Genomic DNA, 26,418 nt, shown 5'->3' with positions numbered 1-26,418 from the left:
AAAAAAAGCCCCTTTATAGGGGCTTCATTTATGGATTGGCGCGTGCGGAAGGATTCGAACCTCCGACCGCCTGGTTCGTAGCCAGGTACTCTATCCAGCTGAGCTACGCACGCGCTGTAAAAACTTTCCAACAAATTGTAACGAACCTACGAAGTTCGACTTCCTTATTTTACATCTTAGGAAGAAGATGGCGCGTGCGGAAGGATTCGAACCTCCGACCGCCTGGTTCGTAGCCAGGTACTCTATCCAGCTGAGCTACGCACGCGCTGTAAAACTTCTCTACACAATGGCGGAGAGGGAGGGATTCGAACCCTCGGTACGAATTAACGTACGGTTCCTTAGCAGGGAACTGGTTTCAGCCACTCACCCACCTCTCCGTAATGTGGAAGCGCATTCTACTGCACTGGGAATATAAGTCAACGGTAAAAACTAACAAATATTCAATCAATTGCAAAAAAATGCCATTCGCTGTTTAATCGTCTTTTTTATAACCATTTTTTTCGTCATTAGTGGTTAATTCTGAATCAACATCATTTTCAGGATCACCTACCACATCTTCCAACTTAACTTTATCTACCGTTCTAAATGTGTTGATAGGACCAGAACACGCATACAACGCAAAAGCTGCAAATAACACCAATGCCGGCTCTGTGGCGACAACAACAAATATCAACATGACGATTAACAAGGCCACAAACGGCACTTTACCCGCCCAATTCACTTCTTTAAATGAGCTATATTTAAAATTACTCACCATCAACAAACCGCTCAAGCCGGTAATCACCGCTATCACAATACTGTACTGTGATGGTTCTAAGTTATAGTCTTGGGCTAACCATATAAAACCAGCGACCACACCGGCAGATGCTGGACTAGCTAAACCCTGGAAAAAACGAGGATCAGCAATACCTACCTGGGTATTAAAGCGTGCTAAACGCAACGCGGCACCCGCCACATAAATAAATGCAGCTAACCAACCCAACTTCCCTAAATCGGTCAGCCCCCAGTTATAAGCAACCAATGCTGGCGCCATACCAAAGGACACCATATCAGCCATAGAGTCGTATTCGGCACCAAATTCACTTTGGGTATTCGTGATTCGGGCTACTCGTCCATCTAACCCATCAAATATCATGGCGATAAAGATGGCTACTGCAGCCGCTTCGAATTGGTTGTTCATTGACGCAACAACCGCATAAAACCCTGAAAATAGCCCTGCGGTCGTGAGCAAATTAGGTAGTAAGTAAATCCCTTTCTTAGGTTTCACGTTCATGTTAAATCTCTTTAGTTACATGCCGTTAATATAGCATAGTGTTTTCATGAATTCAGCATTGCTCATTTGCATATCTAAATGCTGGCATCGGGCCTTATTGCATTTTTTTGCAGAATACAACATTAGGTCAAAGTGTCGAACAACTTTACAAAGATTTTAGTTTTCATCACAAAAAATTCGTAGAGCATTGATTGTAAACAGATTTATATTATGGTCTAGATGTTGCTATCTAAATACTACAAATAACTAGATATGATATGTTCTTCTGCGCAACACATAGAGCTTATGATATGTATAAATTTGTACTAACTGTTTGAATGACACATTTACTTTAAACTTTGGTTCGCCAACATGGACACTAACACAACATATTTTTATAAGGATTTAAATATGCAAAAGAACAAGCTTTTTCTCATTGGTCTAGCTAGCTTAATTGCTTCGCATAGTGCCAATGCAGCTTACAAGGTCATAGACTTCGATACAAATTCCTCTGGTGGCAATATTGTCAACGGACAGATTATCGATAATGAATACCTACAAAATTATGGAGTAAGTATTTCAAGTTGTAATTATGATAACCAGAAGAGCGCCTCGCAAATTAACCTTGGTAGTTGTAATAGTGCCGGTGATGTAGCTGACCGACAGGTAGCTTTTAATACATCATTAAGTAACACACGAGACCCTGATCTTGAGTTTCACAACAAAAACAACGATTACAAATCTCAGTATACCGCTCTCAATATTGGGAGTTACAATGGTGCTGACAAACCTGGAAATATTTTAATTTTACAGGAAAACTCCATAGGCTGTGGGGATGGCGTATGTAACTACCCTGATGATGAAGGACAACGTCCAGCTGGATACTTTGAATTTACCTTTGATAGTCTAGTAGATATTGTCAGTCTAGATTTCTTTGATATCGAAGATTCCAATACCAACGGTGCGGCAAATCAAATTTCATTTTATGAAGGAAATACCTTAAAGTCCTTCGGTTATGTGCCAGATATGCATGATGGTAATATGGAACGGGTATCCTATAACGCCACAGGTATCAATCGACTGATTGTTAATATTCCAGGCTCTGGTGGTATTGATAACTTAGTTTTCAGAACAGGAACAGTTGATGTACCTGCCCCGGCAGGATTAAGTGTACTTTTACTTGGTTTAATTGCCTTAAGTTTCCGGAAAATCAAAGGATAAGTATATAAGTACTATCAGTTTGTTATCACAAAACGGTGCCTAGGCATCGTTTTTTTTTTATCTACAAGGACGTAGACATGAAATCACACGCAAAAAGATTGACCTTTGCCACCCTTCTCGCCGGTGCTTTGTTGGGTCCACTCGGACCTTTAGCTTATGCAGATGAAACTATACAAACCGCAGATGCGTATTATGAAGAAGCGTTAATAAGCTTTGAACAAGGTGAGTATGAGACCAGCTATGTCTATTTAAAAAATGCGTTAGATGCCAAAGATAGTCATTTGCCATCCAAAATTTTAATGGGCCGTTTACTGCTTATTAACCAACTTCCTGAAGCCGCTATCACAGAATTTGAAGAAGCATTGTATGCCGGTGTCGATCCCAACATTGTGACGATCCCTTTGTTACGTGCTTACATCTTCACTGAACAATTTAAAAAAGCGACGTCTATGGCAACAGATGACTTATCCCAAGACAATGTTTTTGAAGTACATTTACTCAAAGCCAGCGCCTATCGTAATCTAGGGAATACGGAATTGGCGTTTACGCTTTATCAAAAAGCTCTGCGTTTGCAGCCTGATAACACCCGAGCGAAAAACTCATTAGCGTCTTTGTATCTAAAAAATGAGATGTGGTCAAAAGCTAAAAAGCTGATAGATGAATCATTAGCAAGTGCCCCCAATGATGCCAAAACATTGCATTTGTATGGCACTTATCTCATGCAAACTGAGGCCTTAGAAGAAGCCCAGAAAGTGTTTGAACAAGCCCAAACTCTGCGGCCTAATGACCCAATTATGCAACGCTCTGTAGCTAGCATTTATCTGCGCAACGGGCATGTAACCAAAGCGATAGAACTTTTGGAACGGATCCTAAAAGAAACGCCCGACCCATTCTCAAAATTACTCTACGCAAATCTCATTCGTGCCAACGAAAGTAATGAAGCTGATATATTATTTCAAGATGTCACACAAACCTTAAGTCTGTTGCCAGAAGATATCAAGGCTACTCGCAGTGATATTGCCTTAGTCGATGCACTAGCAGCCTACTTTCAAGAAAACTACGCCCAAGCAGCAGCCAATCTAGAACGCTTTATTAAACAAAACCCGACGAATATCAATGCGATGAAGCTGCTCGTCGATAGCTATGTCAAAGAGAACAGCTACAAGACAGCAGTCACAACACTAGAGTCGTATCCGTTACTCGTGCAAAAAGATTTACCTCTGACTGTTACCTTATGTAATTTATATTTTCAGTTACAACGAGGCTTCAAATGTGAATCTTTGATTAGAGAATTACGCGTCTTCCAACAAGACCATTCGACGTTAAATTTACTGGAAGTTAGGTCCTTATTTAACCGAGGGGTCAATGATGAAGCATTGGCGTTATTCGAGGAGAAATTTAACAACGTCGATTATACCTATTTACGTCAGTTACATGTTGAGCTACTGGTTCAAAATGGCCAAACTCAACGAGCACGAGACATTCTCAACAAAGAATTAAACAAAACCAAAGACGCGGAAGGTTTTAATCGCAGTTTAACGTTATTAGACGCCACAGTTTTGCTACAAGAAGCAAAATTTAGTGAAGCTTTACAACAGACCAAACAAGTCTTACGCCAAAATAACGAAGACCAAGCGGCTTTATTTTTACAAGCACAAATTTTGTATTACCAGCGTTCTCATGCTGACTCTTTAGCCGTGTTAAACAGCTTAAACAGTGAATTTTCTCCGGTCTTGGTTGCTCAATTTACAGCACGTAACCAAATGGCACTTGGTGAGTGGACTAAAGCATATGAAATCTTGCAACCTATCTATGAACGAAACCCTAAAAATAATGGTGTATTAGAGCTTTTGCAAACCATATTCAAAGCCCAAAAAGATTATGAAAACGCACTATGGATAAACCAAAAATTACTACAAAATTCGTTTTTAAACGTGGGCTATTTGATTGAGCAAGCTGATATCTATCTCAAAGCAAATGAATTAGACAACGCATTAGTGAGTTTCAAAAAAATTCAAAACTTAGTTGCCGATAACCCTTCTGGTTTGATTCAGCTGGGTCAACTCCAAGCGGATGCACAACTTTATCAACAAGCCTTGGCCAATATTGCAAAATCTCGAGAGTTGCTCAATGACGATGGTGAATTGGATATGCAGGCACGATTGTTACAAGCAGATATCTTATTCAAAAATAACCAACCCAAACAATCTATGGCTTTGGCTAGGTCGGTTATCTTGGATGCATTTGCACGTGATGAGCGCCGCACTTTGAAACTGCAAGCTATGTATCTGATTGGTGAAATTTATCGTTTCCAAGGAAATCACACCCAAGCTGTGAAGATGTTTACTGAGTTATTTACGCAAGGTATGCCCAATCAGGCCGGTGTCTATCTGTACGAACTAGCCATCCAAGGAAATGCGCCGGATAATTTTACCCAGAGAGCAGAAGAGCTACTGGCGTTGCAACCACAACAATTATTTGTACGTCGTTTATTGGCTGATTTTTATTTGCAAACGGCACAACAAAACCTCGCTCGTGGCCATTATGAAACGTTACTTGCTTATCCGGCAGTACCTAATAAACATGAGATCCTCAATAATTTAGCGAATATTGTTGGGAATGATGATTTAGCTGTTGCCAAAGAATATGCCCAAGAAGCTGCGGCACTCGCACCAAACGATGCCCAAATTATCGATACATTGGGTTGGATTGAGATGCAAGAAGGCAATTATATCAATGCTTTACGTAATTTTAGAAAAGCATATGTCATGGATAGTACCGACCCTAATATTAAGTATCATCTGGGTAAAGTGTTGATGCTGTTAGACCGAACTGATGAAGCAAAAAATCAGTTTTCTCGATTATTGAGAGAACATGATAATTTTACTAAAAAAGCAGATGTAAAAGAGTTACTAGAATCTATTTAATACTAAAAAGGATAACCACTAGTGTTATCCTTTTTTGTTTAGATTGCCCTATTATTAGGGACCATGCTAATCAGAAGTAACTGAATCAGATACATCTCATCCAGAACAAGACCATTGCAGCTAAGTTTAAGCAACAAATTGAATGGTCATTGCATCATCAACAACATCTACCCGAATGGTCGACTTTCCTTTTTCGGATAAAGACAGTAGTTGTGTCGCTAGTGGATTTTCCAGTTCATGTTGAATGGCACGTTTTAGCGGCCGTGCCCCATATACTGGGTCAAAACCCACACTCGCAATTTTCTCTAGCGCTTTACCCGACACTTCAAGAGTAAAGCCTTTATCCGCTAATCGTGAACGCAGACCCAATAACTGAATTTTTGCGATAGATTTGATATGTTCCAACGCTAATGGATGGAACACCACAATATCATCGACTCGGTTAATGAATTCAGGTCTAAAGTGCTGTGCAACAGCGTTCATCACTAGCCCTTTCATGTCGTCATATTGTGCCGAACCCGACTTTTCTTGGATCACATCGGAACCTAAATTCGATGTCATAATCACCACGGTATTTTTAAAATCTACCGTGCGGCCTTGGCCATCTGTCAAACGTCCATCATCTAACACTTGGAGTAGAATATTAAATACATCTGGGTGAGCTTTCTCTACCTCATCCAACAAAATAACCGAGTAAGGTTTACGTCTCACAGCCTCGGTCAAATAGCCACCTTCTTCATAACCAACATAACCTGGGGGAGCACCGACTAAGCGAGCTACTGAATGTTTTTCCATAAACTCAGACATATCTATCCGGACCATGGCATCGCTACTATCAAACATAAACTCTGCAAGTGTTTTACACAGTTCCGTTTTCCCAACCCCTGTTGGACCCAAGAATAAAAATGAGCCAATAGGTCGATTGGGATCCGCTAAACCGGCACGTGAACGACGAATGGCATTTGCCACTGCACTCACCGCCTCATCTTGACCAATCACAGAACTGTGGAGTTCTTCTTCCATACGGACTAATTTATCACGCTCACCTTCTAACATTTTAGCGACAGGGATCCCCGTCCAACGAGATAACACATCAGCAATTTCGTGTTCAGTGACTTTGTTTTTGACCAGTGTCGTCTCTATCTCTTCATCACCGATGGCATTTTCAATACGCGCTTCTAATTCCGGGATCCGGCCGTATTGCAACTCCGACATACGGTTTAGATCGCCAGCCCGAGACGCAATTTCCAAATCTTTACGTGCTTGCTCTAATTCAGCCTTGATCGATTGGGTACCTTGGAGTGCATCTTTTTCCGAGAGCCAAATAGTTTCTAATTCTTTGTAGCGCTGTTCAGCAGATTCTCGTTCTATTTCAATGATTTCCAAACGCTTGATACTGGCCTCATCAGACTCTTTAGACAACGCTTGTTCTTCTAATTTCAATTGAATAATACGACGGTCTAATTTGTCCATTTCTTCGGGTTTAGAGTCGATCTGTAAACGTATACTAGATGCCGCTTCATCAATTAAATCAATTGCTTTATCCGGCAGTTGACGGTCTGAAATGTAGCGAGACGATAAACTAGCCGCAGCAACAATCGCCGGGTCGGTAATGTCGACGGAGTGATGCAACTCATAGCGCTCTTTGAGGCCACGTAAGATTGCGATCGTATCTTCTACTGACGGCTGATCTACTAGCACTTTTTGGAAGCGACGTTCCAAAGCGGCATCTTTTTCGATGTACTGTCGATATTCATCTAAGGTGGTAGCGCCAACACAGTGTAGCTCACCTCGTGCTAATGCTGGTTTTAGCATATTGCCAGCATCCATTGCACCATCACCTTTACCAGCACCGACCATCGTGTGTAATTCATCAATAAAGAGAATCACATTACCTTCTTCCTTGGACAACTCATTTAACACAGCTTTGAGACGCTCTTCAAACTCACCACGATACTTCGCGCCGGCAATTAACGCTCCCATATCCAAAGATAAGACGCGTTTGTGTTGCAGCCCTTCAGGGACCTCACGATTTACGATACGCTGAGCAAGGCCTTCAGCAATAGCTGTTTTACCTACACCTGGCTCACCGATTAACACTGGGTTATTTTTGGTACGACGTTGTAATACTTGGATCGTACGACGGATTTCATCATCTCGACCAATCACAGGATCCAAAGCACCTTGTTCCGCTCGCTCTGTTAAATCGGACGTATATTTATCTAGTGCCTCACGCACATCTTCGGCATTTTGGTCTGTCACGGCTAGACCGTTGCGCACTTCATTTATCGCATGAGAAATATTCTCAATAGTGGCACCGGTATTTTTTAACACACTCGCTATACGAGCATTTGACTGAATAGCCGCGAGGATAAATAACTCAGAAGAAATAAATTTGTCTTTAAATTGCTGCGCTTGTTTGTCACACATATTAAGTAACTGGACAGTGTCTTTGCCCAACTGCACATCTCCTCCAGTACCTTGTACTCGAGGCAATTTCTCAATCGTTTCTGACAGTGCAGAACGCAACGCATTTAAATTCACACCGGCAGTTTTAAATACAGTGCGCACAGAACCGCCAGTTTGATTTAACATCGCGGTAATCACATGCACAGGCTCTATGTATTGATGGTCACGACCCACAGCTAATGACTGAGCATCAGAGATAGCGGTCTGAAATTTGGTGGTAAATTTTTCTAAACGCATAGTACAATTCCATCTTAAGATTACTATAAACTTAGTAAAAGAATGGGTACTGTGTGATGCTTTTTCAACGTTTAGCCGAAATTGACTGACTAGTTAATTGATTTAAATCAACTTTAATCAATCAACTATCCATTGCGGTGTAACTGGTGTATGTTCGTTGCAAAAAAACTGGCTGTATAAAAAAGGCTGGCAAAGCCAACCTTATCTAGAGTATTTAATTAGAATCAATGAGTTAATCTAAATCTAGACCATGCTCAGCAGTATCTTCACGAACAGCGTCTAACAATGCAACAAAATCATCTGGTAAAGGCGCTTTAAATGTCAGCCAATCTTCAGTGATCGGGTGTGAAAATGATAACTGTGCAGCATGCAGTGCTTGGCGTTTAAAGCCGCGTAACGCTGCCATAAATGACTCAGAAGCAGCCTTTGGCATACGTGGACGACCACCATATAACTGGTCACCGACCAAAGAATGACGGATATGTGCCATATGCACACGAATCTGGTGTGTTCGGCCACTTTCCAGCTTTAAGCGCAGATGCGTGTGGTTTCTAAATTTTTCAATAATCCGATAATGCGTCGTTGCTTCTTTGCCCGTTTCACGTACCGCCATGGCTGTGCGCTTTGATGGATGACGGCCAATCGGTTCATCAACCATACCACCGGCAACCATTGTGCCAGTCACCAACGCTTCATATTCACGACTCATTACCCGAGTTTGTAATTGTTCAACCAAATAAGTCTGGGCCAATAATGTTTTAGCCACCACCATTAAGCCTGTCGTATCTTTATCCAAGCGATGCACAATACCAGCACGTGCAACGGTTTCAATCTCTGGACAATGTGCCAATAATGCATTCAAAACAGTCCCATCAGAATTACCTGCACCTGGATGCACGACTAAGCCAGCAGGTTTATTGATAACCAAGACATGCTCGTCTTCAAAGATAATATCTAACTCAATATCCTGAGCAACATTTTGGACTTGTACCGCGACTTCAGCGTTTATATCGACTTGTTCATGGCCGAGGACTTTTTGCCGCGCCACCGTGACGACTTCACCGTCTAATTGGACAAAACCAGCTAAAATCCATTCTTTTAGCTTACTTCTTGAATATTCAGGGAACAAATCGGCAAGAACTTGATCTAAGCGTCTATCAAACTGCGTTTGATCAATAATACCGGTAAGCGTGATGTGTTGCGATTGTGATGCTGATTCAGACATAATTAACTATATACAAAAAATATTGTCTAATTATATCAGTTTCCTTACAAAGGTGTGTAATAATACAAATATTGATTAAAAAGTATAAGCATAGAACATCCGATTACGTTGCGGAGTTCCTAATAACAAAGGTTTTATTCATGAAAAAACAACTTCTAGCATGGTCAGTTACCAGCCTCTTTTTACTTGGCGGCTGTTCTACCACAGAAGAAGATAAAATTGCTCAGGTGAAATTACAAGGTCCTGAAGCAAGTTATCAAGAAGCAAAAAATGCCATGAAAAATGGTAATTTCAATGGCGCAGCAGAAATGTTAAGTGCTTTGGATTCCCGTTATCCTTTTGGTGCTTTATCCCTACAGATCCAACTTGACCTCATTTATTCCTATTATAAAGCCGGTGATAGTGCTCAAGCATTAGCCACTATTGATCGTTTTATTCGTCTAAATCCAAATCACAAAGACGTAGATTATGCCTACTACATGCGTGGCCTGACGAATATGGAAAGTGAAAGTAACTTATTCCAAGATTTGCTGAACATTGACCGTTCCGACCGTGACCCTTCACAGTCAAAAGAAGCTTTCAATGATTTCCGCAGACTCATCGATAAATATCCAGATAGTAAGTATGCCAAAGACGCTAAACAGCGCATGGTTTTCATCAAAGACCGTTTAGCAAAGTATGAAGTAGCAATTGCTCGTTTTTATATGCGCCGTGAAGCATATGTCGCAGCGGCAAACCGAGGGCAATACGTGATTAAGCATTATAGTGATACTGCTCAGGTACAACCTGCTTTAGAGATTATGGTCGCAGCCTATGAACAGTTAGGTCTAGATGAACTAAAAAACAACGCTATCAAAGTTTTAAAATTAAATTATCCAGATAGTGAGTTCATCTAAGGCTGAGGCTTTTTAACAAAAGAGACTTTTCTGAGTATCTCATGTGTCTAAGTGATACACCTTGGTAGTTAGATACGTTTACTACAAAGCAACAAAAAAGGATAACCTAGCAGGTTATCCTTTTTTTTGGGTGTTATTTTTATGTCTTAAGAATGGTTCCTTAAGTTAGGAACATCATCAATGTAAACTACATTACTAAGTCACTGCCGATGCAATCACGAGGTTTTGTCAATCAGTTTTAATAACATGTTGCAAATAACTATTTAAAAAACAAATGACTGAATGGGTTCAGTAAACGAGCTAAACCAGATGTGAAGTGCAAAGGTTCATCAACAATAGAGAAAACAAGGCAGCCATCTTTGTTATTTGAATGCGGTGAATGAATATGTTCATTATCCATGACCAGAAAATCACCGGTGTCATAGTCAGCTAAGCCATCAGAAAACTCACCATTCACCACAAGCGTTAGTTCATTTCCACGATGTGTATGTTCGGGTACCTGACCGCCATTTTCCATAAATATAAAATGTGCAGCGCCAGCTTCACCAATATCAACAGGTGCTTGCCAAACTTTGCCTAATAACTTTGACCAGTTACCAGTATTACGCACATAACGTCGTAGAGGCCTTGGTACATCGAAAAAACGGCCATCTAATTCAATTTTAGGCACTATCGCAGGACGAGTATCAATCATGGGTTTTGCAGTAATCTCTGCTAGCATTTTTTCAAATGCTGGATCAGTCATCTCATGAGCGGCAATGTTTTCAATGTCTTGAGCGAGTTCAACGTTAACTTCGTCAACTTTTTCTTGGCAATGTGAACACATGTCACAGTGAGCGGCTACAACGAGCGCCATCGCAGAAGAGATATTCCCTTCAGCAAACTGACGTAACTGCTTGTCAGTGGGGTGAAAATTAATCATGGTCTTCTAACATATCCTTCAATCGCTGCAATGCGAGGCGAGTTCTACTTTTCACGGTTCCCAGAGGAATCGAGAGTTGATCAGCGACTTCTTGCTGCGACTTGCCATCTATATAGATAGCTTCTATTACTGAACGTTGTTTATCCGGTAAATGGTTAAACAATTGTCCAACTTGCTCTAATGTTACCTGTTCATCCAACGGTATTTCATTTTGGTCAGCTGTGGTTTCACACAAGATGGGCCAAAGGTCGTCCGAACAAATGTCTTCTTTTCTGTTTTGAAGTTTACGTAACATATCAAAGCGTATGTTACGAGCGATAGTGAAGATCCATGTGGATGGTGAGCCTTTTTCCACATTAAATAAATGTGCTTTTTGCCACACGTTTGACATTGTATCTTGGACTAATTCCATTGCTAAAGCTTCATTACCCATTTGTTTTAGGGCGTATGATCTTAATCTCGGCGCAAAATAACCGAAAATCTTCGCATAAGACCGCTTACAGCGTTCCGAGGCCACAGCAACTAAATACTGCGACATCTCATTAGCGCATTCCTTTGGCTTGCTGGTGTTACTTTTATTATTTTCCAATGCAATTCCAACGAGCATAGCGGATCCCTTTAATTATGACACATGTACTTTATACGTAGGGGGATCCAATTAAGATCAGTGTTTACTCTACCAGTCCTGACAGGTATTGTACAATTTTGGAGCAATCATTTTCTTGAAGGAATTCTTGCTTCTTTTCTGCATCAACAGGTAGCAATTCTAACCAGCGATTAATTACCCATATGGGATCATCAAAATTTGTTGTTTCATACAAACTGTTTACTTCAGGGTAGCGCTTAAAAATCTCTTCCAATTTTTTGTCCATAGGGTAAAGCAATTCTTTGGTTGCCGTAAATTCCCATGGCGCAGTCATTTCGCAATCCCCAATACGCAAGCCATCAGCTTCAGTTTTGATATTCGTGATACGCACACAACGCACCCCTTCTACCGTAACACCGAGTAAACCGTCATCGAGTAAATTAAAATCAACTACATTTACATATGTCCCAATCGGGTATATGTGTTCATTTAAGTCTTTATTACCCTGGGAGTTTAACATACAAATAACGAAGCCAGATTCTGACCCACACGCTTCTTTTACCATTCGGGTATAACGTTGTTCAAAAATACGTAACGACATTCTGCCGCCCGGAAGGACGTGCGCCGACAATGGGAATAAAGGAAGAGATACCACAATAAAAAACCTAATTTATTTATATACATCATCATTACGGTCGCAGGGGGGATTGGGATTAAAAAAAAGATGTTTTTTTATATGATCTTAGTAGTATTTATAGCAGTAAATAGTAGTATGTATAAAAGTGTAACGAAATTATGACAGTCATAGAGAATTTCAAAAAGTTTTATAGCAGTCTCAGCCTTGAAGACTTACCTCTACTCAAAGAGATTTACTCTGATGATATCGTGCTAGTCGACCCAGTTGGTTCACATCAAGGCCTAGAACAACTGACGCAATACTTTACGCATTTATTGACCAACAACAACCAGTGTGATTTTGTCATCCACACTATAGGCCAAGTACAAGTAGAAGAAGTACAACCCACCGATGTGGCATTGTACTCAGTCACATGGACCATGTCATTTGCGACACCTGCACTTAAAAATGGTCAAACGATACATGTTGCTGGTATGTCACAACTAAAAATTATCGACAATAAAATCGTACATCATCAAGACTTTTACGATTTAGGCCAAATGGTATATGAACATATCCCACTTTTAGGCACCATAGTAAAAAAAATCAAAGGCAGGTTACGACAGTGAAAAGACTCTTAATAACCGGCGCCACCTCAGGCATTGGCGAAGCTGTGGCGAAACTTGCCGCACAACAAAATTACCATGTCATAGCCTGTGGCAGAAACACCGATAAGCTACAAGAATTAGCACAGCTACCTAATATTGAAACCTGTTGTTTTGATGTGACTGACCAGACGGCTACGACTGCGGCATTGAGCAATATACAGTGCGATATTGTTTTACTGAATGCCGGTACTTGCGAATATGTCGATGTTTCTGACATTGAACCTGCCATGTTTGAACGTGTATTCGCAGCCAACGTCTTTGGCGTTATGAATGTCGTTTCGGTACTGTTACCCAACTTATCAGCAGGCAGTAAATTGGTCTTCGTTGAAAGCTTAGCACGCTTATTTCCATTTCCACGAAGCGAAGCATATGGTGCGAGCAAAGCAGCGCTTCACTATATTGCAAAAAGCTTTGCTGTTGATTTGGCTGACCGAGGCATCACAGTACAAACAGCAGCACCGGGCTTTGTCAAAACGCCACTCACCGACAAAAATGACTTCACAATGCCGATGCTGATTAGCGTCGAAGAAGCTGCCAACGATATTTTAAATGGCATTGCCACAGAAAAATCGAGTTTTTATTTCCCCACGCGATTTAGTATGTTTTTACGTTTACTGCATCTCCTGCCAGAAGGTATTCAGCACCGTATTGCATTAAAGATGCGTAGAAAGTAAGCAAACACATGAATGGTCATAAACCGATAAACTAGATATGACGTAACTTATAAAAAACAAAAAAAAGCAGATACTTATGAAAAAAATAGCCATTATTGGCACCGGGATTGCGGGTTTAACAAGTGCCTATTTGCTCAATAAAGAGCACGATATTACGGTGTTTGAAGCCAATGACTATATTGGCGGACATACTGCCACCAAAGACGTGACTGTAGACGGTAAAGCATATGCGATCGACACCGGTTTTATTGTGTTTAATGATTGGACCTATCCCAACTTTAACAAGTTAATGAATATCCTAGGCGTCAACGCACAAGCCACTGAAATGAGTTTCAGTGTAAAAAACCATGCACAAAATCTAGAGTACAATGGCAATACTATAAACTCTTTGTTTGCCCAACGTCGCAACATTTTGCGCCCTCGTTTTTGGCGTATTGTTCGGGATATTTTAAAATTTAATAAGCTATGTAAATCTGACGATGCCGTGCAACATGCCGAAAAAGGTGTGACACTTTACGATTATATTCAGCATCACAATCTCAGTACGGATTTCTCGCAAAACTATATTTTGCCAATGTGTGCCGCCATATGGTCCATGACATTAGAAGATTCAAAATCATTTCCGCTGACCTTCTTTTTACAGTTTTTCAACAACCATGGTTTGTTGAATATTACTGATAGACCTCAGTGGTACACGATTATTGGCGGCTCTAGAGAATACATTGCGCCGCTAACAGAAAGTTTTAAAGACAAAATAAAATTAAACACTCCGGTTACTCGCGTCATAAAACAAGATGGTCAGTTTCACGTTACTGCTAACGAGCAAACCGAAACATTTGACGACGTAGTGTTTGCTTGTCATTCGGACCAAGCCCTAGCGATGCTTGCAGAGCCAACCCCGACACAGGCTGAGATTTTGGGTGATATTGGTTACGCGATGAATGAAGTCGTCTTGCATACCGATACCTCAGTGCTGCCTAAGCGTCCTCTTGCTTGGGCTAGCTGGAATTATTTAATCAAAGGTGAGCCAGGTGAAGAAAATGCCCCAGCATCGCTCACCTACAACATGAATATTTTACAACGCATCCAAAGTGATACGACTTTCTGCGTGACCTTAAATAACACGGATGCCTTGGATCCAGATAAAATTCTAGGTAAATTTCATTATGCGCACCCACAATTTAGTCCAACAATGGTAGCGGCCCAAAACCGTCGTGATGAAATTAATGCTGCAGGTAACGGCTATTTCTGTGGTGCTTATTGGTATAACGGTTTTCACGAAGACGGCGTGCGCAGCGCACTCGATGTATGCCGACACTTTGGGCTGACACTCTAGTGACTGATGTTTTGGAAAGTGCCATTTATCGAGGTGAAGTGTTACATCAACGCTTTACCCCGACTCAGCATAAATTTGTATATGACATTTATCTCTTTTGGTTAAAACTGTCAGAGATGGAACAACTGGCCAATATCGATGGGTTTAATGTTGGTCGCAAAGGTATGCTGGAGTTTCGGCGCAGTGATTATATTTCCCCTGAAATACATGATATGAGCACAGCAGTACTAGACAAAGCCAATGCATTGAAATCTGAACTAGATATTGCTGATCCAACGACCATATCTGGTGACGTCTACTTTATGGGCCAGCCAAGAATGCTCGGACTGTATTTTAGTCCGGTAAATTTTTACTTTATAAAGTCTGATGACACATTCACATATATGTTAGCAGAAGTCAGTAACACTCCATGGCATGAACGGCATTATTACTTAGTTGATTTGGCCGAACAAGCAGACACCGACAAGATGTTTCATGTGAGTCCCTTTAATCCGATTGATATGGTCTACAAATGGCGTATATCAGAACCGGCTGAACAATTTACCTTGCAACTCAGTTGTCATAAGGACACCAAACATATGACTGCTGGCTTGCGTTTAACCAGACACGCACTAACACCACAAAACCTGCTTACCGCCAAGAAATCAATTCCCAGTATGACCGTTAAAACGGTGATCGGAATTTATTGGGAAGCCGTAAAACTATTTATAAAACGCACACCGTTCTATGGTCATCCAGGTTCGTTGCGCAATGAAATCACACAACCCAAGGATTAATCCTATGTCTCAAGCAGAAGAAATTATTATTCAACAAGACGCAGGCTCCTTAATGGATCGCTGGGCGAAAAACGCCTTTTTGAGTGTTGTAAAATACCTTCCTGACGGCCATTTAACCATCAAAGAGAATGGTGTATTAATCGGTACTTTTGGTAAAGAAGACAGTGACTTACACGCTGAAGTGAATATCCTACATATCCAAGCCTACCGCAAATTATTACTCGGTGGGAGTGTTGCATCTGGGGAAACCTTTATGGAAGGTTTGTGGAATAGCCCCAATGTTACCAATGTCATTCGTGTGTTTGCCCGAAATCTACCGGTATTAGATCGCTGGGAAGCGCGTTTCAAATGGTTGATGTGGCCAATTAACAAAGTTCAGCATTTCGCTAATCGCAACTCAGTCGAACAAGCTCGTAAAAATATCCAAGCGCATTACGATTTAGGAAATGACTTATATACCGAGTTTTTGGATAATTCCATGATGTATTCTGCGGCGATTTATCCACACAGCGAAGCAACCTTAGCCGAAGCACAGCAGACTAAGTTACAAACTATCTGTGAGAAGTTACAACTCACCCCAGATGATCATCTAATCGAGATTGGTACCGGCTGGGGTGGTCTAGCCGTTTTTGCAGCCAAGCATTTCGGCTGTAAAGTCACCACCACGACAATCTCTGATGAACAATACGCTTGGGCCGAAGAGTGGGTTGCCAAAGAAGGGCTACAGGATAAAGTCACCCTTTTAAAGCAAGACTATCGCTTATTGACTGGCAAATACGACAAATTAGTGTCGATTGAAATGATTGAGGCCGTAGGCAAAGAGTACCTTCCAAGCTTTTTCAAGAAGTGTGATGAGTTACTCAAACCAGAAGGCCTAATGGTATTACAAGCCATCACCATCGATGACCGTCGTTATGATAGCTACAGTAAAAACGTTGATTTCATCCAAAAATACATTTTCCCAGGTGGCTTTTTACCGTCTCAATTTGTGTTAAACAAGTGCGTCAAAAAGTATACCGATATGAGTATTCGAGATTTGCATGATATCGGTCTGGATTATGCGCAAACTCTACTGCACTGGCATGAAGAGTTTTTGGATAACATGGAGAGCTTAAAGCAAAAAGGGTATGACGAAAGATTTGCTAGAATGTGGCAGTTTTATCTGAATTATTGCGAAGGCGGTTTCCGTGAAAGAACCATTTCTACGGTACAGCTGGTGTTAGGTAAAGGTGCGCATATCAACGATTTAAAGTTTCGTTAATACGCATTCTTAGATGGGTGCCGATAATCTATCAATCAGCACTCAGGCAAACGTTTATAATGGTCAGCAACGTCCACCTTTTAAATAAAACTAGGTACTACTCACGTAGACCTAGTTTTTTATTGCCCGTTGGTCACACTGATAATATCCGTTTCCTTGGCTTTACCTTGGTTAATTTTGATTTCAACTCGACGGTTTCTAGCCTGAGCATCGGGTGTTCTATCTTCAGTCAACAACTCATTGTTGGATTTACCTACGACTTGCATACGTTTTGGATTAAAACCAGGAACCTCGACCAATACCTCCGCTACCGCAACGGCGCGTGAAGCAGATAAGTCCCAGTTAGAACCATATAGCTTGTTTGCAATATTTGAGATATCACTATGCCCCGCCACTTCTATCTCGCCAGGAATGTCTGCCAAGACTTCAGCTATGCGTGTCAATACCGGTACAAACTGAGGCTGTAAAAAGGCTGATCCTGCCGCAAAACTCCCCTTTTCACGAATACGGATGGTAATTTGTTGCCCTAACGCTTCTAAATCAATCGCACCATCTTCAATTTCTTTTTCCAGTTTTTCAGCAATTTTCTTGACCGATTCTTCGACATTTTCCTGGTCAGAATTTGCCTTACCTTGGGCTTCATTGGATTTATTAATCGAAGTAGACTGAGCTTGACCGCCCGATAAGGCACCTTCTTGACGCTGTTTACCACCAGCGGTATTACTTTCACCTTCTTGAAAATCCAATTCTTGTTTTGTGATTTCGGTGGTGACTTGCTGAATATCTTCTATCGGAGTGGGCTGCGGTTTACCAGGGCTAAACTCCATCGCAATCACACTGGTACCTTTCGGTATATCTTTTACTTCTAATTTACTTTGCACACCGAACGCAAATTTCATAGAGCCCGCAATCTGTTTAAACTTCAGTACATCCATCTCAGAAAACGACAACAAGAGTACAAAGAAACACATCAACAGTGACATTAGGTCAGCAAAGGTCCCCATCCAGGCAGGTAGGCCTTCGGGAGGACATTTTGGGCATTCGTCTTCCACTATTCTTCCTTACCTTCTTCGGCAGCACGTTTACTTTCAGCCAAATATGATTTTAAGATACCGTCAATGACTCGAGGATTTTGTCCATCAGCAATACCTAAAATACCGTCCAAGACGAGTGATTGATTAATCTTTTCTTCACCAGCGCGGACACTTAACTTAAAGGCAATCGGCAAACAGATAATATTGGCAAGGAAAGCACCATAGAGTGTTGTCAAAAGTGCAACCGCCATCGCTGGACCGATGGATTTTGGATCATCCATGTTGGAGAGCATCGCCACCAAACCAATCAATGTCCCAATCATCCCCATGGCTGGAGCAACATCCCCTAAACTTTTGAAAATAGTGGCACCAAAATCATGCCGTTCGGTGGTCATAGAAATATCTTTGGCAAGGGTCGAACGCACCACTTCAACATCATGACCATCCACTAGCATATCAACGCCTTTTTGCATAAAAGCATTATCGATTTGGGCTTCTTCGAGGGCTAAAAAGCCACCTTTACGAGCCGCATCGGCCATTTCAACCACCTTTTGAATCAACTCTTCTGGCGCTTCTATTTTGAACATAAATGCTTTGGCAGCAATTTTACCCGCCCCTAAAAACTGGGCTAAAGAATACTGCGATAAGACAACGAAAATCGAGCCACAAAATACGATGAGTATCGATGGCACGTTGATAAACATATCAATACTACCACCTTGCACCATCGCCATAACGATGAAGCCAATTGCACCTAACATGCCGACAAGAGTTGCTATATCCACAGGTTTCCTCAAAGCGTTTGAATTAATTCACAGAAAATTTATCGACCGAATTCACAATAACTCAATAAAAATCTTCGGTATAACCAGACAAACGTACCCAACCGTAAATAAAATTGATATTATATTGGTCTACCATTTACGAGGAAAACGTATGTCTGAGTCTGCTGAGTTAAACTTTGAACAAGCAATGCAACAACTGGAATCTATTGTCCAGCAAATGGAACAAGGGGAGTTACCTCTTGCGGATGCATTGGCCAAGTTTGAAGAAGGTATAAAACTTGCGCGTACCAGCCAGACGATGTTGAAAAACGCAGAACAAAAAGTACAAATGCTTTCTTCGGACCACATGAACTTGGCCGATTTCCCAAAGTAACATGAGTTCAATCCAAGATTCACAAGTCAAATACGCTACCGCAACCGATGCTTTTTTAGAGCAGCAATTAGCCGATTTACCTCAATTACCGTCACAGTTAATTGATGCCATGCGCTACGCCCTGCTCAGCCAAGGTAAAAGAGTGAGACCTTTGCTGATTGGCTTGGTCAGTGAAGTATTAGATGTCCCGCTTCATAAAGCATTGCCGCTTATGGCTGCGATTGAATGCATCCATGCTTACTCATTAGTACACGATGATCTGCCGGCTATGGATGATGATGATTTACGTCGAGGCCAACCTACCTGTCACAAAAAATTCCCAGAGGGGATTGCTATTTTAGTCGGCGATGCTTTACAAACCATGGCGTTTGATATCATTATGCACGCTGAAAACTTGGATGCAGCAAAGAAAGTCCGTTGTGCCAAGGTGTTAACCCGTGCGGCAGGGTTTCATGGAATGTGTGGTGGCCAAGCCATCGACCTAGATGCGACAGATGTGAGTATCGATTTAGCACAATTGACTTTATTGCATAATTTAAAAACGGGTGCATTATTAAATGCTTGTATTGATTTTGTTGTAGAATTGAGCCATGACATTGCTCCTGCCCACAAAGCAGCGTTACAACAATACAGTAAAGCCGTTGGACTCGCTTTCCAAGTCCAAGACGATATTTTAGACGTGACCAGTGATAGTGTGACGTTAGGAAAACCATCAGGCTCAGATGTTGATTTAAACAAATCGACGTTCCCAGCTTTACTTGGTTTAAAGGAAGCACAATTATACTGTGAAACGTTATTAGCTGACGCCCTCACAGCTTGTGCACAATTACCCTACAATACGCAAGGACTCCAGGATTTTGCTAAATACATTATCCAGCGTAAACATTAAATAATTAGAAAAAAATGACCATAAATATAGAACAATATCCACTACTTGCATTGGCGAATAACCCCGAAGAATTAAGGACGTTACCCAAGCAAAATTTACCAGAATTATCTGAGCAGTTACGCCAGTATTTGCTGGAGTCTGTGAGCCAGTCTAGTGGACATTTTGCATCTGGCTTGGGTACAGTAGAACTCACTGTTGCTCTTCATTATGTCTATAACACGCCTTTTGACCAGCTCGTCTGGGATGTGGGTCACCAAGCATATCCACATAAAATATTGACTGAACGTCGAGAGCGCATGACCACTATTCGGCAAAAAGGGGGCTTACACCCTTTCCCATGGCCACCAGAAAGTCCATATGACACATTTGCAGTGGGCCACTCATCAACATCGATAAGTGCCGCTCTTGGAATGTCGATTGCTGCAGAAAAAGAAGGTAAGAACCGCAAGACGGTTGCTGTGATTGGTGACGGTGCATTAACCGCAGGATTAGCCTTTGAAGCACTCAACCACGGCGGTGATATTGGTAAAGACATGGTGGTTATTTTAAATGATAACGAAATGTCTATTTCAGAAAACGTTGGTGCCTTAAATAGCCACCTCGCACGACTGCTAACCGGTTCCTTTTATAATACTATCCGTGATGGGAGCAAAAAAGTTTTAGGTACCGTTCCCCCACTGAAAGAGTTTGCATCACGTGCCGAAGAGCACATCAAAGGCATGGTCGTACCCGGTACTATTTTCGAAGAATTAGGGTTTACCTATATTGGTCCGATTGACGGCCATGATGTCACTGGTATGGTGGATACCTTACGCAATATGCGCAACATCCGTGGGCCTCAGATTTTGCATGTCGTTACCAAAAAAGGGAAAGGTTACGAGTTAGCAGAACAAGATCCCATCAAGTTTCACGCTGTACCAAAATTTAATCCTGAAGACCAGGCTTTACCGAAAAGTAAACCTGCCAGTCCAACTTACTCAAGTATATTTGGCGAGTGGCTTTGTGATATGGCTCAACAAGATCCAAAACTCATGGCCATTACCCCGGCCATGCGTGAAGGCTCTGGTATGGTCAAGTTTTCTCAAGAATACCCCGAACAATATTTTGATGTCGCCATTGCTGAACAGCATGCGGTCACACTCGCTGCAGGGATGGCAACCCAAGCTCTACATCCAGTTGTCGCCATTTACTCTACGTTTTTACAACGTGCTTATGACCAACTCATCCATGATGTGGCATTACAAAACTTACCTGTCTTGTTCGCTATTGACCGCGCTGGTTTGGTCGGTGCAGATGGTCCAACGCACCAAGGTGCTTTTGATATCAGCTTTTTACGCTGTATCCCTAATATGGTCATCATGACACCAGGTGATGAGAACGAATGTCGGCAAATGCTATACACTGGATATCAATTATCCACACCTGCTGCTGTGCGCTACCCTAGAGGTGGTGGTTTAGGGGTGGATATCATTGCTGATATGACTGAAATCCCGCTAGGCCAATCTCGAACCTTGCGCAATGCTGGAGCGACAACAGATAAGAAAGTCGCAATACTCAATTTTGGGACGTTACTCCCCGAAGCGATGCAAAGTGCAGAAACCCTAGATGCCACGTTAATTGATATGCGCTTTGTTAAGCCTTTGGATACTGCCGCAGTAGACCAAGCAGTTGCCGAACATGATGTGCTAATCACCCTGGAAGACGGTTCAATCAAAGGCGGTGCAGGAACAGAAGTAGCAGAATATTTGTTCCGCTCTCAACAGTTAACCAAACTACTCCAATGCGGTTTACCGGATAGCTTTATCATGCAAGGGACTCAGGCTGAGATGTATGCCGAACTCGAAATCGATGGTGCCGGGATTGTGCAACAGCTGAAACGTTTTTTAGCTGCAGACTAAATCACTAAAGCTTAGTTTATGACATTTCGAATGTTACGAGTAAAAAAGCAGTCGCGCGAGCCACTGCTTTTTTATTAGATATTTTTGGTTGTTACTTGGCGCAATAGATATACCAGTAATGAGATATTATGATGGGTAAAACAGTATTAAAACCAAGTATAGATGCAATAATAATGCGGTTATCACCCCTGCTAAGATATCATCGGCCATGATCCCTAAACCGCCTTTCATCGCCTTATCTAGGCGCCCTATCAGCCAGGGTTTCTGAATGTCGAGCCAACGAAACAAAAGGAACCCCAACAGTAATGTATCCCAACTTAAAGGGACAAAGATAAACGCACAGAACATACCTGCAATTTCATCCCAAACAATACTACCATGATCATGAACGCCCATATCATAAGCGGTCTTGTCACAAATCCAAATACCCATCACACAGACGAATATAGCCAAAGCCACAAACCACCACGTTTGGGTTTGAGCAATCAGTAACAACAATGGAATCGCTGCAAGTGAGCCAAAAGTACCAGGAGCTTTGGGTGCTAAGCCAGAACCAAAACCCAACGCTAAAAAATGAATGGGATTGAAAAGACTGACTTTGGCACGTAACGCTTTATCCATGCAGTGGGATCTCATGTTGGTAAGCGGATGCTTGGGTGATATATGCTTGATTATTTTGTTTTAAATGTAGTTCGCCATCACCAGTCATTTGACCGATTTGGGTAATCGGTATACTCACACTGTGCATGGCTGTTTTTACTTCTTCGATTTGGTCTTGAGGCACCGTAAACAACAATTCATAATCATCACCCGCACTTAATGCCAGTTCAATCGCGTATTCTGGACTCACAAAAGACAACAGTTCATTAGATATAGGTAGCGCTCCGACATTGATATTCGCGCCACATTGAGAGGCTTTCATGATGTGTTGAATGTCCCCAATGAGACCATCCGAAATATCGATACAACTACTGACCTTGCGACGCAACGTAGTACCAGCTAACACTCTAGGTGTCGGTGTGTTGTGGCGCAACAATAAATAACTAGCAGCCAGGCTATCTAATGCAACATTCTCTTCCGTCAATGTTTCTTTTAATAAACCAAGCCCTGCCCCTGCATCTCCCAAAGTGCCCGTAACAAAAATAGCGTCACCAGGACGAGCCCCTGAGCGCTTTATGACACTATCTGGTGGAACAAAACCTTGCGCGGTGATCGTGATACTCAAAGGCCCTCGCGTCGTATCACCACCGATAAGATTAATCGAATAATACTCACACAAACGCGCAAATGAATCTGCAAACTCGCTTAACCAATCTTCATTAGCATCAGGTAATGTCAGCGCCAAACTGACCCAAGCAGGTGTTGCGCCCATTGCAGCCAAGTCACTTAGATTTACAGCTAGCGCTTTGTGAGCTATATCAGCAGGGTTTGTTTCCGGAAGAAAGTGGATACCGCTGACTAGTGTATCTGTAGTCGTAGCAAGTACATGATTTTCAGGTATTTGGGTAATGGCACAATCATCACCCACACCGACTAAAACGTCTCGGCGTGGTTGAGTTTGATTCGTGAAGTATTGCTCAATAATTGAGAATTCTTGCATGAGAAATTAGGATAGTTCGTGTTTACGAAGTGTCTTTACTGCTTTATCCAACACGCCATTAACGAATTTATGACTTTCTTCCGCCCCGAAGTTTTTAGCTAATTCAATCCCTTCATTAATCACGACCTTGTAAGGCACATCAATGCGTGAGACTAATTCATAAGTAGAGATCCGCAAAATTGCTTTCTCGATAGGATCCAACTCTTCAGGTAAACGACCTAAATACGGTTTCATCGTGATATCTAAGTGTTCGACTTGCTTCACGACTTCACGGAATAATTCTTGAAAATATGGCATATCAACTTTTGCCATATTATTCGTGGTCGCAAGGTGCAGCTCAATCCCAGAAACGTCATTACCTGACATCTGCCACGAGTACACACCTTGTAAAGCTAGCTCACGCGCCTTGCGACGCGCAGCTGGTTTCATTGCAGATTGGCTCACTTAGTTGCCTCTTCGATAGCACTCACTACGTTAACCATTTCTAGTGCGCCTAAGGCCGCTTCTGCACCTTTGTTACCGGCTTTAGTACCAGAACGTTCAATGGCTTGTTCAATACTATCAGTAGTGATGACACCAAAAGAAACTGGGATACCATAGTCTAGCGATACTTGGGCTAAACCTTTGTTACATTCACCAGCAACAAAATCAAAGTGTGGTGTACCACCACGGATCACAGCGCCTAATGCAATAATGGCATCATAGCCGCCTTTGTCAGCTAATTTTTTAGCGACCAATGGTAATTCATAAGCGCCAGGAACACGCACTAATGTGACATCTTCGTCACTGACTTCGCCATGACGCTCAAGTGCATCAAGTGCACCTTCTAATAAACTTTCTACAACAAAGCTATTAAAACGAGAAACAACAATCGCAAATTTTTTGCCTGTTGCTCTGATATTACCTTCAATTACTTGCATATCTCATGTCCTGTAAAATTTAACGCGACGAATTATAGCACAAAAATACGAGGTTACCTTGCTTAACTCTCGTAAAAATCACTGATGTATTCCACAACCTCTAAACCATAGCCCGACAAGCCAGAATATTTAACCGGTTTGGATAATAATTTCATTTTCTGAACGCCCAAGGACACCAAGATTTGGCTACCTACCCCAACCGTTCTCGATGAACCTTGCCATGCTTTGCTAGTTGCTACCGAACCACTATCTTCAGCTGCATACTGACGCACCTGACCAATCACATCTTCTTTGGCACCCAACAACACCAATACGCCCCCATCTTTGGCTATGCGCTCCATCGCTTGCGGTAAGCCCATTGAGCGATTAACACCGCGAGTACTACCCAACAAGTCAGAAAACGTATTTTGTAAGTGTACCCGCACAGTAGTCGGCGTATCTTTGTTAATTTCTCCTTTAACCAAAGCAAAATGTACTTGTTCATCAATCACATCTTTGTAAGTGACGAGATCAAATTCACCATATGCAGTGGGTAAAATACAACGGGCAACCTCTTCAATGCTCGTTTCGTTGAGATTGCGATACTCAATCAAATCAGCAATGGTACCGATTTTTAAATCATGTTTTTTCGCAAATTCTTCCAGCTCTGGACGACGTGCCATTGTGCCATCATCATTTAAGATTTCCACAATGACCGACGCAGGTTCACAACCTGCTAAACGAGCTAAATCCACGCCCGCTTCTGTATGACCTGCACGATTTAATACCCCACCCTCTTTCGCAATCAATGGAAAGATATGGCCAGGTTGGACGATGTCTTCAGCTACTGCATTGGGGTTCACAGCGGCTAAAATAGTCGTCGCACGATCAGCGGCAGAGATACCCGTAGTGACGCCAGTTGCCGCTTCAATAGAGACCGTAAAGTTAGTTGAAAACTGAGCAGCATTTTTATCGACCATCAATGGTAATTTCAGAGTACGGCAACGCTCTGCAGTCATCGGTAAACACACTAAGCCTCGTGCATGCGTTACCATAAAGTTGATGGCTTCTGGCGTGACATGCTCTGCTGCCATAATGAGATCGCCTTCGTTTTCGCGATCTTCATCATCCATCAAAATAACCATTTTACCTTGGCGAATGTCTTCGATAATTTCTGTAGGGGAATGAAATGACATATTTAATTATTTCCTATTGAGGTAACCATTTTCAGCTAAAAAGGCCATACTGATATCAGATTTTTGTTCGGTTTTTTTACCTGTCATCAAACGTTCTAAATAACGAGCAATGACATCAACTTCTAAATTCACTTTGGTACCAGCTGTATATTGTCCAATGATCGTTTTTTCTAACGTATGCGGAATTAACCACAACATAAACTCATCACCTTTGACTTCATTTACCGTCAAGCTGACACCATCGACTGTAATCGAACCTTTGTGCGCAATATAATGTGCGATGTCATCTGGCATTTTGACCCAGACTTCAATGTATTTTTGTTGATCGATAATACGGGAAATTTCTCCAACACCATCGACATGCCCAGAAACAATATGTCCACCAAAACGACTGGTCGGAAGCATGGCTTTTTCTAGGTTTACAGACATACCTTCGTGGTAATTGGCAAACCCTGTATATTTTATGGTTTCTTGAGATACATCAGCACAATAGTGATTTGTACCAAATTCAACGACAGTTAAACATACGCCATTTGTAGCAATCGAGTCGCCCAAGGCCACATCATGCATATCTAAAGTCGGACAATCTATTTTTAAACGAATGTCAGAACCACTGTTTTGTAAGCTAGCAATTGTGCCAACTGCTTCAATTATACCGGTAAACATTGTGTCTCCCTA

The 26,418-nt window shown here is 41.8% G+C and carries 25 protein-coding genes and 3 tRNA genes; 11 read left to right on the top strand and 17 right to left on the bottom strand.

What is annotated here, in order from left to right:
• Window positions 1–36 precede the first annotated feature (36 nt).
• From NLF92_RS08550 to pssA, 4 genes are all read right to left on the bottom strand, one after another.
• Window positions 37–113, bottom strand: a tRNA-Arg gene (locus tag NLF92_RS08550).
• Window positions 114–188: 75 nt separating this feature from the next.
• Window positions 189–265, bottom strand: a tRNA-Arg gene (locus NLF92_RS08545).
• Window positions 266–287: 22 nt separating this feature from the next.
• Window positions 288–377 (bottom strand) — tRNA-Ser (locus NLF92_RS08540).
• 95 nt (window positions 378–472) lie between these two features.
• Window positions 473–1,273 carry a CDP-diacylglycerol--serine O-phosphatidyltransferase gene (pssA, locus tag NLF92_RS08535; protein WP_254100830.1) on the bottom strand — a complete coding sequence of 267 codons (801 nt, stop codon included), beginning with the start codon at window positions 1,271–1,273 and terminating at the stop codon, window positions 473–475.
• Window positions 1,274–1,663: 390 nt separating this feature from the next.
• Here pssA and NLF92_RS08530 point away from each other — a divergent pair, with 390 nt between their 5' ends.
• Window positions 1,664–2,473 carry a hypothetical protein gene (locus NLF92_RS08530; RefSeq protein WP_254100828.1) on the top strand — a complete coding sequence of 270 codons (810 nt, stop codon included), beginning with the start codon at window positions 1,664–1,666 and terminating at the stop codon, window positions 2,471–2,473.
• A gap of 77 nt (window positions 2,474–2,550) precedes the next feature.
• The gene (locus NLF92_RS08525; protein ID WP_254100826.1) at window positions 2,551–5,400 is read left to right on the top strand and encodes a tetratricopeptide repeat protein; all 2,850 of its coding nucleotides are present in this window, start codon (window positions 2,551–2,553) and stop codon (window positions 5,398–5,400) included.
• 126 nt (window positions 5,401–5,526) lie between these two features.
• On the opposite strand, the gene clpB is transcribed toward NLF92_RS08525, so the two are convergent.
• Entirely contained in the window at window positions 5,527–8,106 is a 2,580-nt protein-coding gene (clpB, locus tag NLF92_RS08520; protein ID WP_254100824.1) for an ATP-dependent chaperone ClpB, read from the bottom strand.
• A gap of 232 nt (window positions 8,107–8,338) precedes the next feature.
• Window positions 8,339–9,331, bottom strand: coding sequence for a 23S rRNA pseudouridine(1911/1915/1917) synthase RluD (gene rluD / locus NLF92_RS08515; protein ID WP_254100822.1), 993 nt, complete (start codon window positions 9,329–9,331; stop codon window positions 8,339–8,341).
• A 140-nt stretch (window positions 9,332–9,471) separates the two neighbouring features.
• Between rluD and NLF92_RS08510 the strand changes: the two genes are divergently transcribed.
• Entirely contained in the window at window positions 9,472–10,227 is a 756-nt protein-coding gene (locus NLF92_RS08510) for an outer membrane protein assembly factor BamD (RefSeq protein WP_254100820.1), read from the top strand.
• Window positions 10,228–10,486: 259 nt separating this feature from the next.
• On the opposite strand, the gene NLF92_RS08505 is transcribed toward NLF92_RS08510, so the two are convergent.
• From NLF92_RS08505 to NLF92_RS08495, 3 genes are all read right to left on the bottom strand, one after another.
• The gene (locus NLF92_RS08505) at window positions 10,487–11,149 is read right to left on the bottom strand and encodes a ChrR family anti-sigma-E factor (protein ID WP_254100818.1); all 663 of its coding nucleotides are present in this window, start codon (window positions 11,147–11,149) and stop codon (window positions 10,487–10,489) included.
• On the bottom strand, window positions 11,142–11,756 hold the full coding sequence (locus NLF92_RS08500; protein WP_254100815.1) for a sigma-70 family RNA polymerase sigma factor: 615 nt from the start codon (window positions 11,754–11,756) through the stop codon (window positions 11,142–11,144). The genes NLF92_RS08505 and NLF92_RS08500 overlap by 8 nt, the downstream gene beginning before the upstream one ends.
• Window positions 11,757–11,820: 64 nt before the next feature.
• Complete coding sequence (locus tag NLF92_RS08495) at window positions 11,821–12,390, bottom strand: LON peptidase substrate-binding domain-containing protein (RefSeq protein ID WP_349293223.1); 570 nt, start codon at window positions 12,388–12,390, stop codon at window positions 11,821–11,823.
• A 140-nt stretch (window positions 12,391–12,530) separates the two neighbouring features.
• Between NLF92_RS08495 and NLF92_RS08490 the strand changes: the two genes are divergently transcribed.
• The 5 genes from NLF92_RS08490 (at window position 12,531) to NLF92_RS08470 (ending at window position 17,066) form a co-directional block, all read left to right on the top strand.
• Window positions 12,531–12,980, top strand: coding sequence for a nuclear transport factor 2 family protein (locus tag NLF92_RS08490; protein ID WP_254100811.1), 450 nt, complete (start codon window positions 12,531–12,533; stop codon window positions 12,978–12,980).
• Complete coding sequence (locus NLF92_RS08485) at window positions 12,977–13,693, top strand: SDR family NAD(P)-dependent oxidoreductase (RefSeq protein WP_254100809.1); 717 nt, start codon at window positions 12,977–12,979, stop codon at window positions 13,691–13,693. Before NLF92_RS08490 ends, NLF92_RS08485 begins: the two co-directional genes overlap by 4 nt.
• Before the next feature lie 76 nt (window positions 13,694–13,769).
• Window positions 13,770–15,029, top strand: a complete 1,260-nt coding sequence (locus NLF92_RS08480; RefSeq protein ID WP_254100807.1) for an NAD(P)/FAD-dependent oxidoreductase — start codon at window positions 13,770–13,772, stop codon at window positions 15,027–15,029.
• Complete coding sequence (locus tag NLF92_RS08475) at window positions 15,002–15,805, top strand: DUF1365 domain-containing protein (protein WP_254100805.1); 804 nt, start codon at window positions 15,002–15,004, stop codon at window positions 15,803–15,805. Before NLF92_RS08480 ends, NLF92_RS08475 begins: the two co-directional genes overlap by 28 nt.
• 4 nt (window positions 15,806–15,809) lie before the next feature.
• A complete protein-coding gene (locus tag NLF92_RS08470; protein WP_254100804.1) occupies window positions 15,810–17,066 on the top strand; it encodes an SAM-dependent methyltransferase in 1,257 nt (418 codons plus the stop codon).
• A gap of 119 nt (window positions 17,067–17,185) precedes the next feature.
• On the opposite strand, the gene NLF92_RS08465 is transcribed toward NLF92_RS08470, so the two are convergent.
• Both NLF92_RS08465 and pomA read right to left on the bottom strand, forming a co-directional pair.
• Window positions 17,186–18,118, bottom strand: coding sequence for a flagellar motor protein MotB (locus tag NLF92_RS08465; protein ID WP_432420217.1), 933 nt, complete (start codon window positions 18,116–18,118; stop codon window positions 17,186–17,188).
• Window positions 18,118–18,885, bottom strand: coding sequence for a flagellar motor protein PomA (pomA, locus tag NLF92_RS08460; RefSeq protein ID WP_254100802.1), 768 nt, complete (start codon window positions 18,883–18,885; stop codon window positions 18,118–18,120). Before pomA ends, NLF92_RS08465 begins: the two co-directional genes overlap by 1 nt.
• Window positions 18,886–19,036: 151 nt before the next feature.
• On the opposite strand from pomA, the gene xseB reads away from it, so the two are divergent.
• From xseB to dxs, 3 genes are read left to right on the top strand one after another with little or no spacing between them, the layout of a single operon-like run.
• On the top strand, window positions 19,037–19,258 hold the full coding sequence (gene xseB / locus NLF92_RS08455) for an exodeoxyribonuclease VII small subunit (protein WP_254100800.1): 222 nt from the start codon (window positions 19,037–19,039) through the stop codon (window positions 19,256–19,258).
• 1 nt (window position 19,259) lies between these two features.
• On the top strand, window positions 19,260–20,147 hold the full coding sequence (locus NLF92_RS08450; RefSeq protein WP_254100798.1) for a farnesyl diphosphate synthase: 888 nt from the start codon (window positions 19,260–19,262) through the stop codon (window positions 20,145–20,147).
• Between the two features lie 14 nt (window positions 20,148–20,161).
• Complete coding sequence (gene dxs / locus NLF92_RS08445; RefSeq protein WP_254100796.1) at window positions 20,162–22,045, top strand: 1-deoxy-D-xylulose-5-phosphate synthase; 1,884 nt, start codon at window positions 20,162–20,164, stop codon at window positions 22,043–22,045.
• Between the two features lie 126 nt (window positions 22,046–22,171).
• On the opposite strand, the gene NLF92_RS08440 is transcribed toward dxs, so the two are convergent.
• The 6 genes from NLF92_RS08440 to NLF92_RS08415 form a co-directional block, all read right to left on the bottom strand.
• Window positions 22,172–22,666 carry a phosphatidylglycerophosphatase A family protein gene (locus tag NLF92_RS08440; RefSeq protein WP_254100794.1) on the bottom strand — a complete coding sequence of 165 codons (495 nt, stop codon included), beginning with the start codon at window positions 22,664–22,666 and terminating at the stop codon, window positions 22,172–22,174.
• On the bottom strand, window positions 22,659–23,645 hold the full coding sequence (gene thiL, locus NLF92_RS08435) for a thiamine-phosphate kinase (protein WP_254100793.1): 987 nt from the start codon (window positions 23,643–23,645) through the stop codon (window positions 22,659–22,661). Before thiL ends, NLF92_RS08440 begins: the two co-directional genes overlap by 8 nt.
• Before the next feature lie 6 nt (window positions 23,646–23,651).
• Window positions 23,652–24,074, bottom strand: coding sequence for a transcription antitermination factor NusB (nusB, locus tag NLF92_RS08430; protein WP_254100840.1), 423 nt, complete (start codon window positions 24,072–24,074; stop codon window positions 23,652–23,654).
• An 11-nt stretch (window positions 24,075–24,085) separates the two neighbouring features.
• On the bottom strand, window positions 24,086–24,565 hold the full coding sequence (gene ribH / locus NLF92_RS08425; protein ID WP_254100792.1) for a 6,7-dimethyl-8-ribityllumazine synthase: 480 nt from the start codon (window positions 24,563–24,565) through the stop codon (window positions 24,086–24,088).
• 62 nt (window positions 24,566–24,627) lie between these two features.
• Window positions 24,628–25,740 carry a bifunctional 3,4-dihydroxy-2-butanone-4-phosphate synthase/GTP cyclohydrolase II gene (gene ribBA, locus NLF92_RS08420; RefSeq protein WP_254100790.1) on the bottom strand — a complete coding sequence of 371 codons (1,113 nt, stop codon included), beginning with the start codon at window positions 25,738–25,740 and terminating at the stop codon, window positions 24,628–24,630.
• Between the two features lie 6 nt (window positions 25,741–25,746).
• Complete coding sequence (locus NLF92_RS08415; RefSeq protein ID WP_254100788.1) at window positions 25,747–26,406, bottom strand: riboflavin synthase; 660 nt, start codon at window positions 26,404–26,406, stop codon at window positions 25,747–25,749.
• Window positions 26,407–26,418: the final 12 nt, after the last annotated feature.

Source organism: Opacimonas viscosa (assembly GCF_024199005.1).
GTDB classification, from domain to species: Bacteria; Pseudomonadota; Gammaproteobacteria; order Enterobacterales; family Alteromonadaceae; genus Opacimonas; species Opacimonas viscosa.
This window is presented reverse-complemented; position numbering and strand designations above follow the sequence as displayed.

What these genes read in the sequence shown, in the direction of transcription:
- pssA (WP_254100830.1), bottom strand. Translation starts at nt 1,273, where the DNA reads ATGAACGTGAAACCTAAGAAAGGGATTTACTTACTACCTAATTTGCTC.
- NLF92_RS08530 (WP_254100828.1), top strand. Translation starts at nt 1,664, where the DNA reads ATGCAAAAGAACAAGCTTTTTCTCATTGGTCTAGCTAGCTTAATTGCT.
- NLF92_RS08525 (WP_254100826.1), top strand. Translation starts at nt 2,551, where the DNA reads ATGAAATCACACGCAAAAAGATTGACCTTTGCCACCCTTCTCGCCGGT.
- clpB (WP_254100824.1), bottom strand. Translation starts at nt 8,106, where the DNA reads ATGCGTTTAGAAAAATTTACCACCAAATTTCAGACCGCTATCTCTGAT.
- rluD (WP_254100822.1), bottom strand. Translation starts at nt 9,331, where the DNA reads ATGTCTGAATCAGCATCACAATCGCAACACATCACGCTTACCGGTATT.
- NLF92_RS08510 (WP_254100820.1), top strand. Translation starts at nt 9,472, where the DNA reads ATGAAAAAACAACTTCTAGCATGGTCAGTTACCAGCCTCTTTTTACTT.
- NLF92_RS08505 (WP_254100818.1), bottom strand. Translation starts at nt 11,149, where the DNA reads ATGATTAATTTTCACCCCACTGACAAGCAGTTACGTCAGTTTGCTGAA.
- NLF92_RS08500 (WP_254100815.1), bottom strand. Translation starts at nt 11,756, where the DNA reads ATGCTCGTTGGAATTGCATTGGAAAATAATAAAAGTAACACCAGCAAG.
- NLF92_RS08490 (WP_254100811.1), top strand. Translation starts at nt 12,531, where the DNA reads ATGACAGTCATAGAGAATTTCAAAAAGTTTTATAGCAGTCTCAGCCTT.
- NLF92_RS08480 (WP_254100807.1), top strand. Translation starts at nt 13,770, where the DNA reads ATGAAAAAAATAGCCATTATTGGCACCGGGATTGCGGGTTTAACAAGT.
- NLF92_RS08475 (WP_254100805.1), top strand. Translation starts at nt 15,002, where the DNA reads ATGCCGACACTTTGGGCTGACACTCTAGTGACTGATGTTTTGGAAAGT.
- NLF92_RS08470 (WP_254100804.1), top strand. Translation starts at nt 15,810, where the DNA reads ATGTCTCAAGCAGAAGAAATTATTATTCAACAAGACGCAGGCTCCTTA.
- xseB (WP_254100800.1), top strand. Translation starts at nt 19,037, where the DNA reads ATGTCTGAGTCTGCTGAGTTAAACTTTGAACAAGCAATGCAACAACTG.
- NLF92_RS08450 (WP_254100798.1), top strand. Translation starts at nt 19,260, where the DNA reads ATGAGTTCAATCCAAGATTCACAAGTCAAATACGCTACCGCAACCGAT.
- dxs (WP_254100796.1), top strand. Translation starts at nt 20,162, where the DNA reads ATGACCATAAATATAGAACAATATCCACTACTTGCATTGGCGAATAAC.
- NLF92_RS08440 (WP_254100794.1), bottom strand. Translation starts at nt 22,666, where the DNA reads ATGGATAAAGCGTTACGTGCCAAAGTCAGTCTTTTCAATCCCATTCAT.
- thiL (WP_254100793.1), bottom strand. Translation starts at nt 23,645, where the DNA reads ATGCAAGAATTCTCAATTATTGAGCAATACTTCACGAATCAAACTCAA.
- nusB (WP_254100840.1), bottom strand. Translation starts at nt 24,074, where the DNA reads ATGAAACCAGCTGCGCGTCGCAAGGCGCGTGAGCTAGCTTTACAAGGT.
- ribH (WP_254100792.1), bottom strand. Translation starts at nt 24,565, where the DNA reads ATGCAAGTAATTGAAGGTAATATCAGAGCAACAGGCAAAAAATTTGCG.
- ribBA (WP_254100790.1), bottom strand. Translation starts at nt 25,740, where the DNA reads ATGTCATTTCATTCCCCTACAGAAATTATCGAAGACATTCGCCAAGGT.
- NLF92_RS08415 (WP_254100788.1), bottom strand. Translation starts at nt 26,406, where the DNA reads ATGTTTACCGGTATAATTGAAGCAGTTGGCACAATTGCTAGCTTACAA.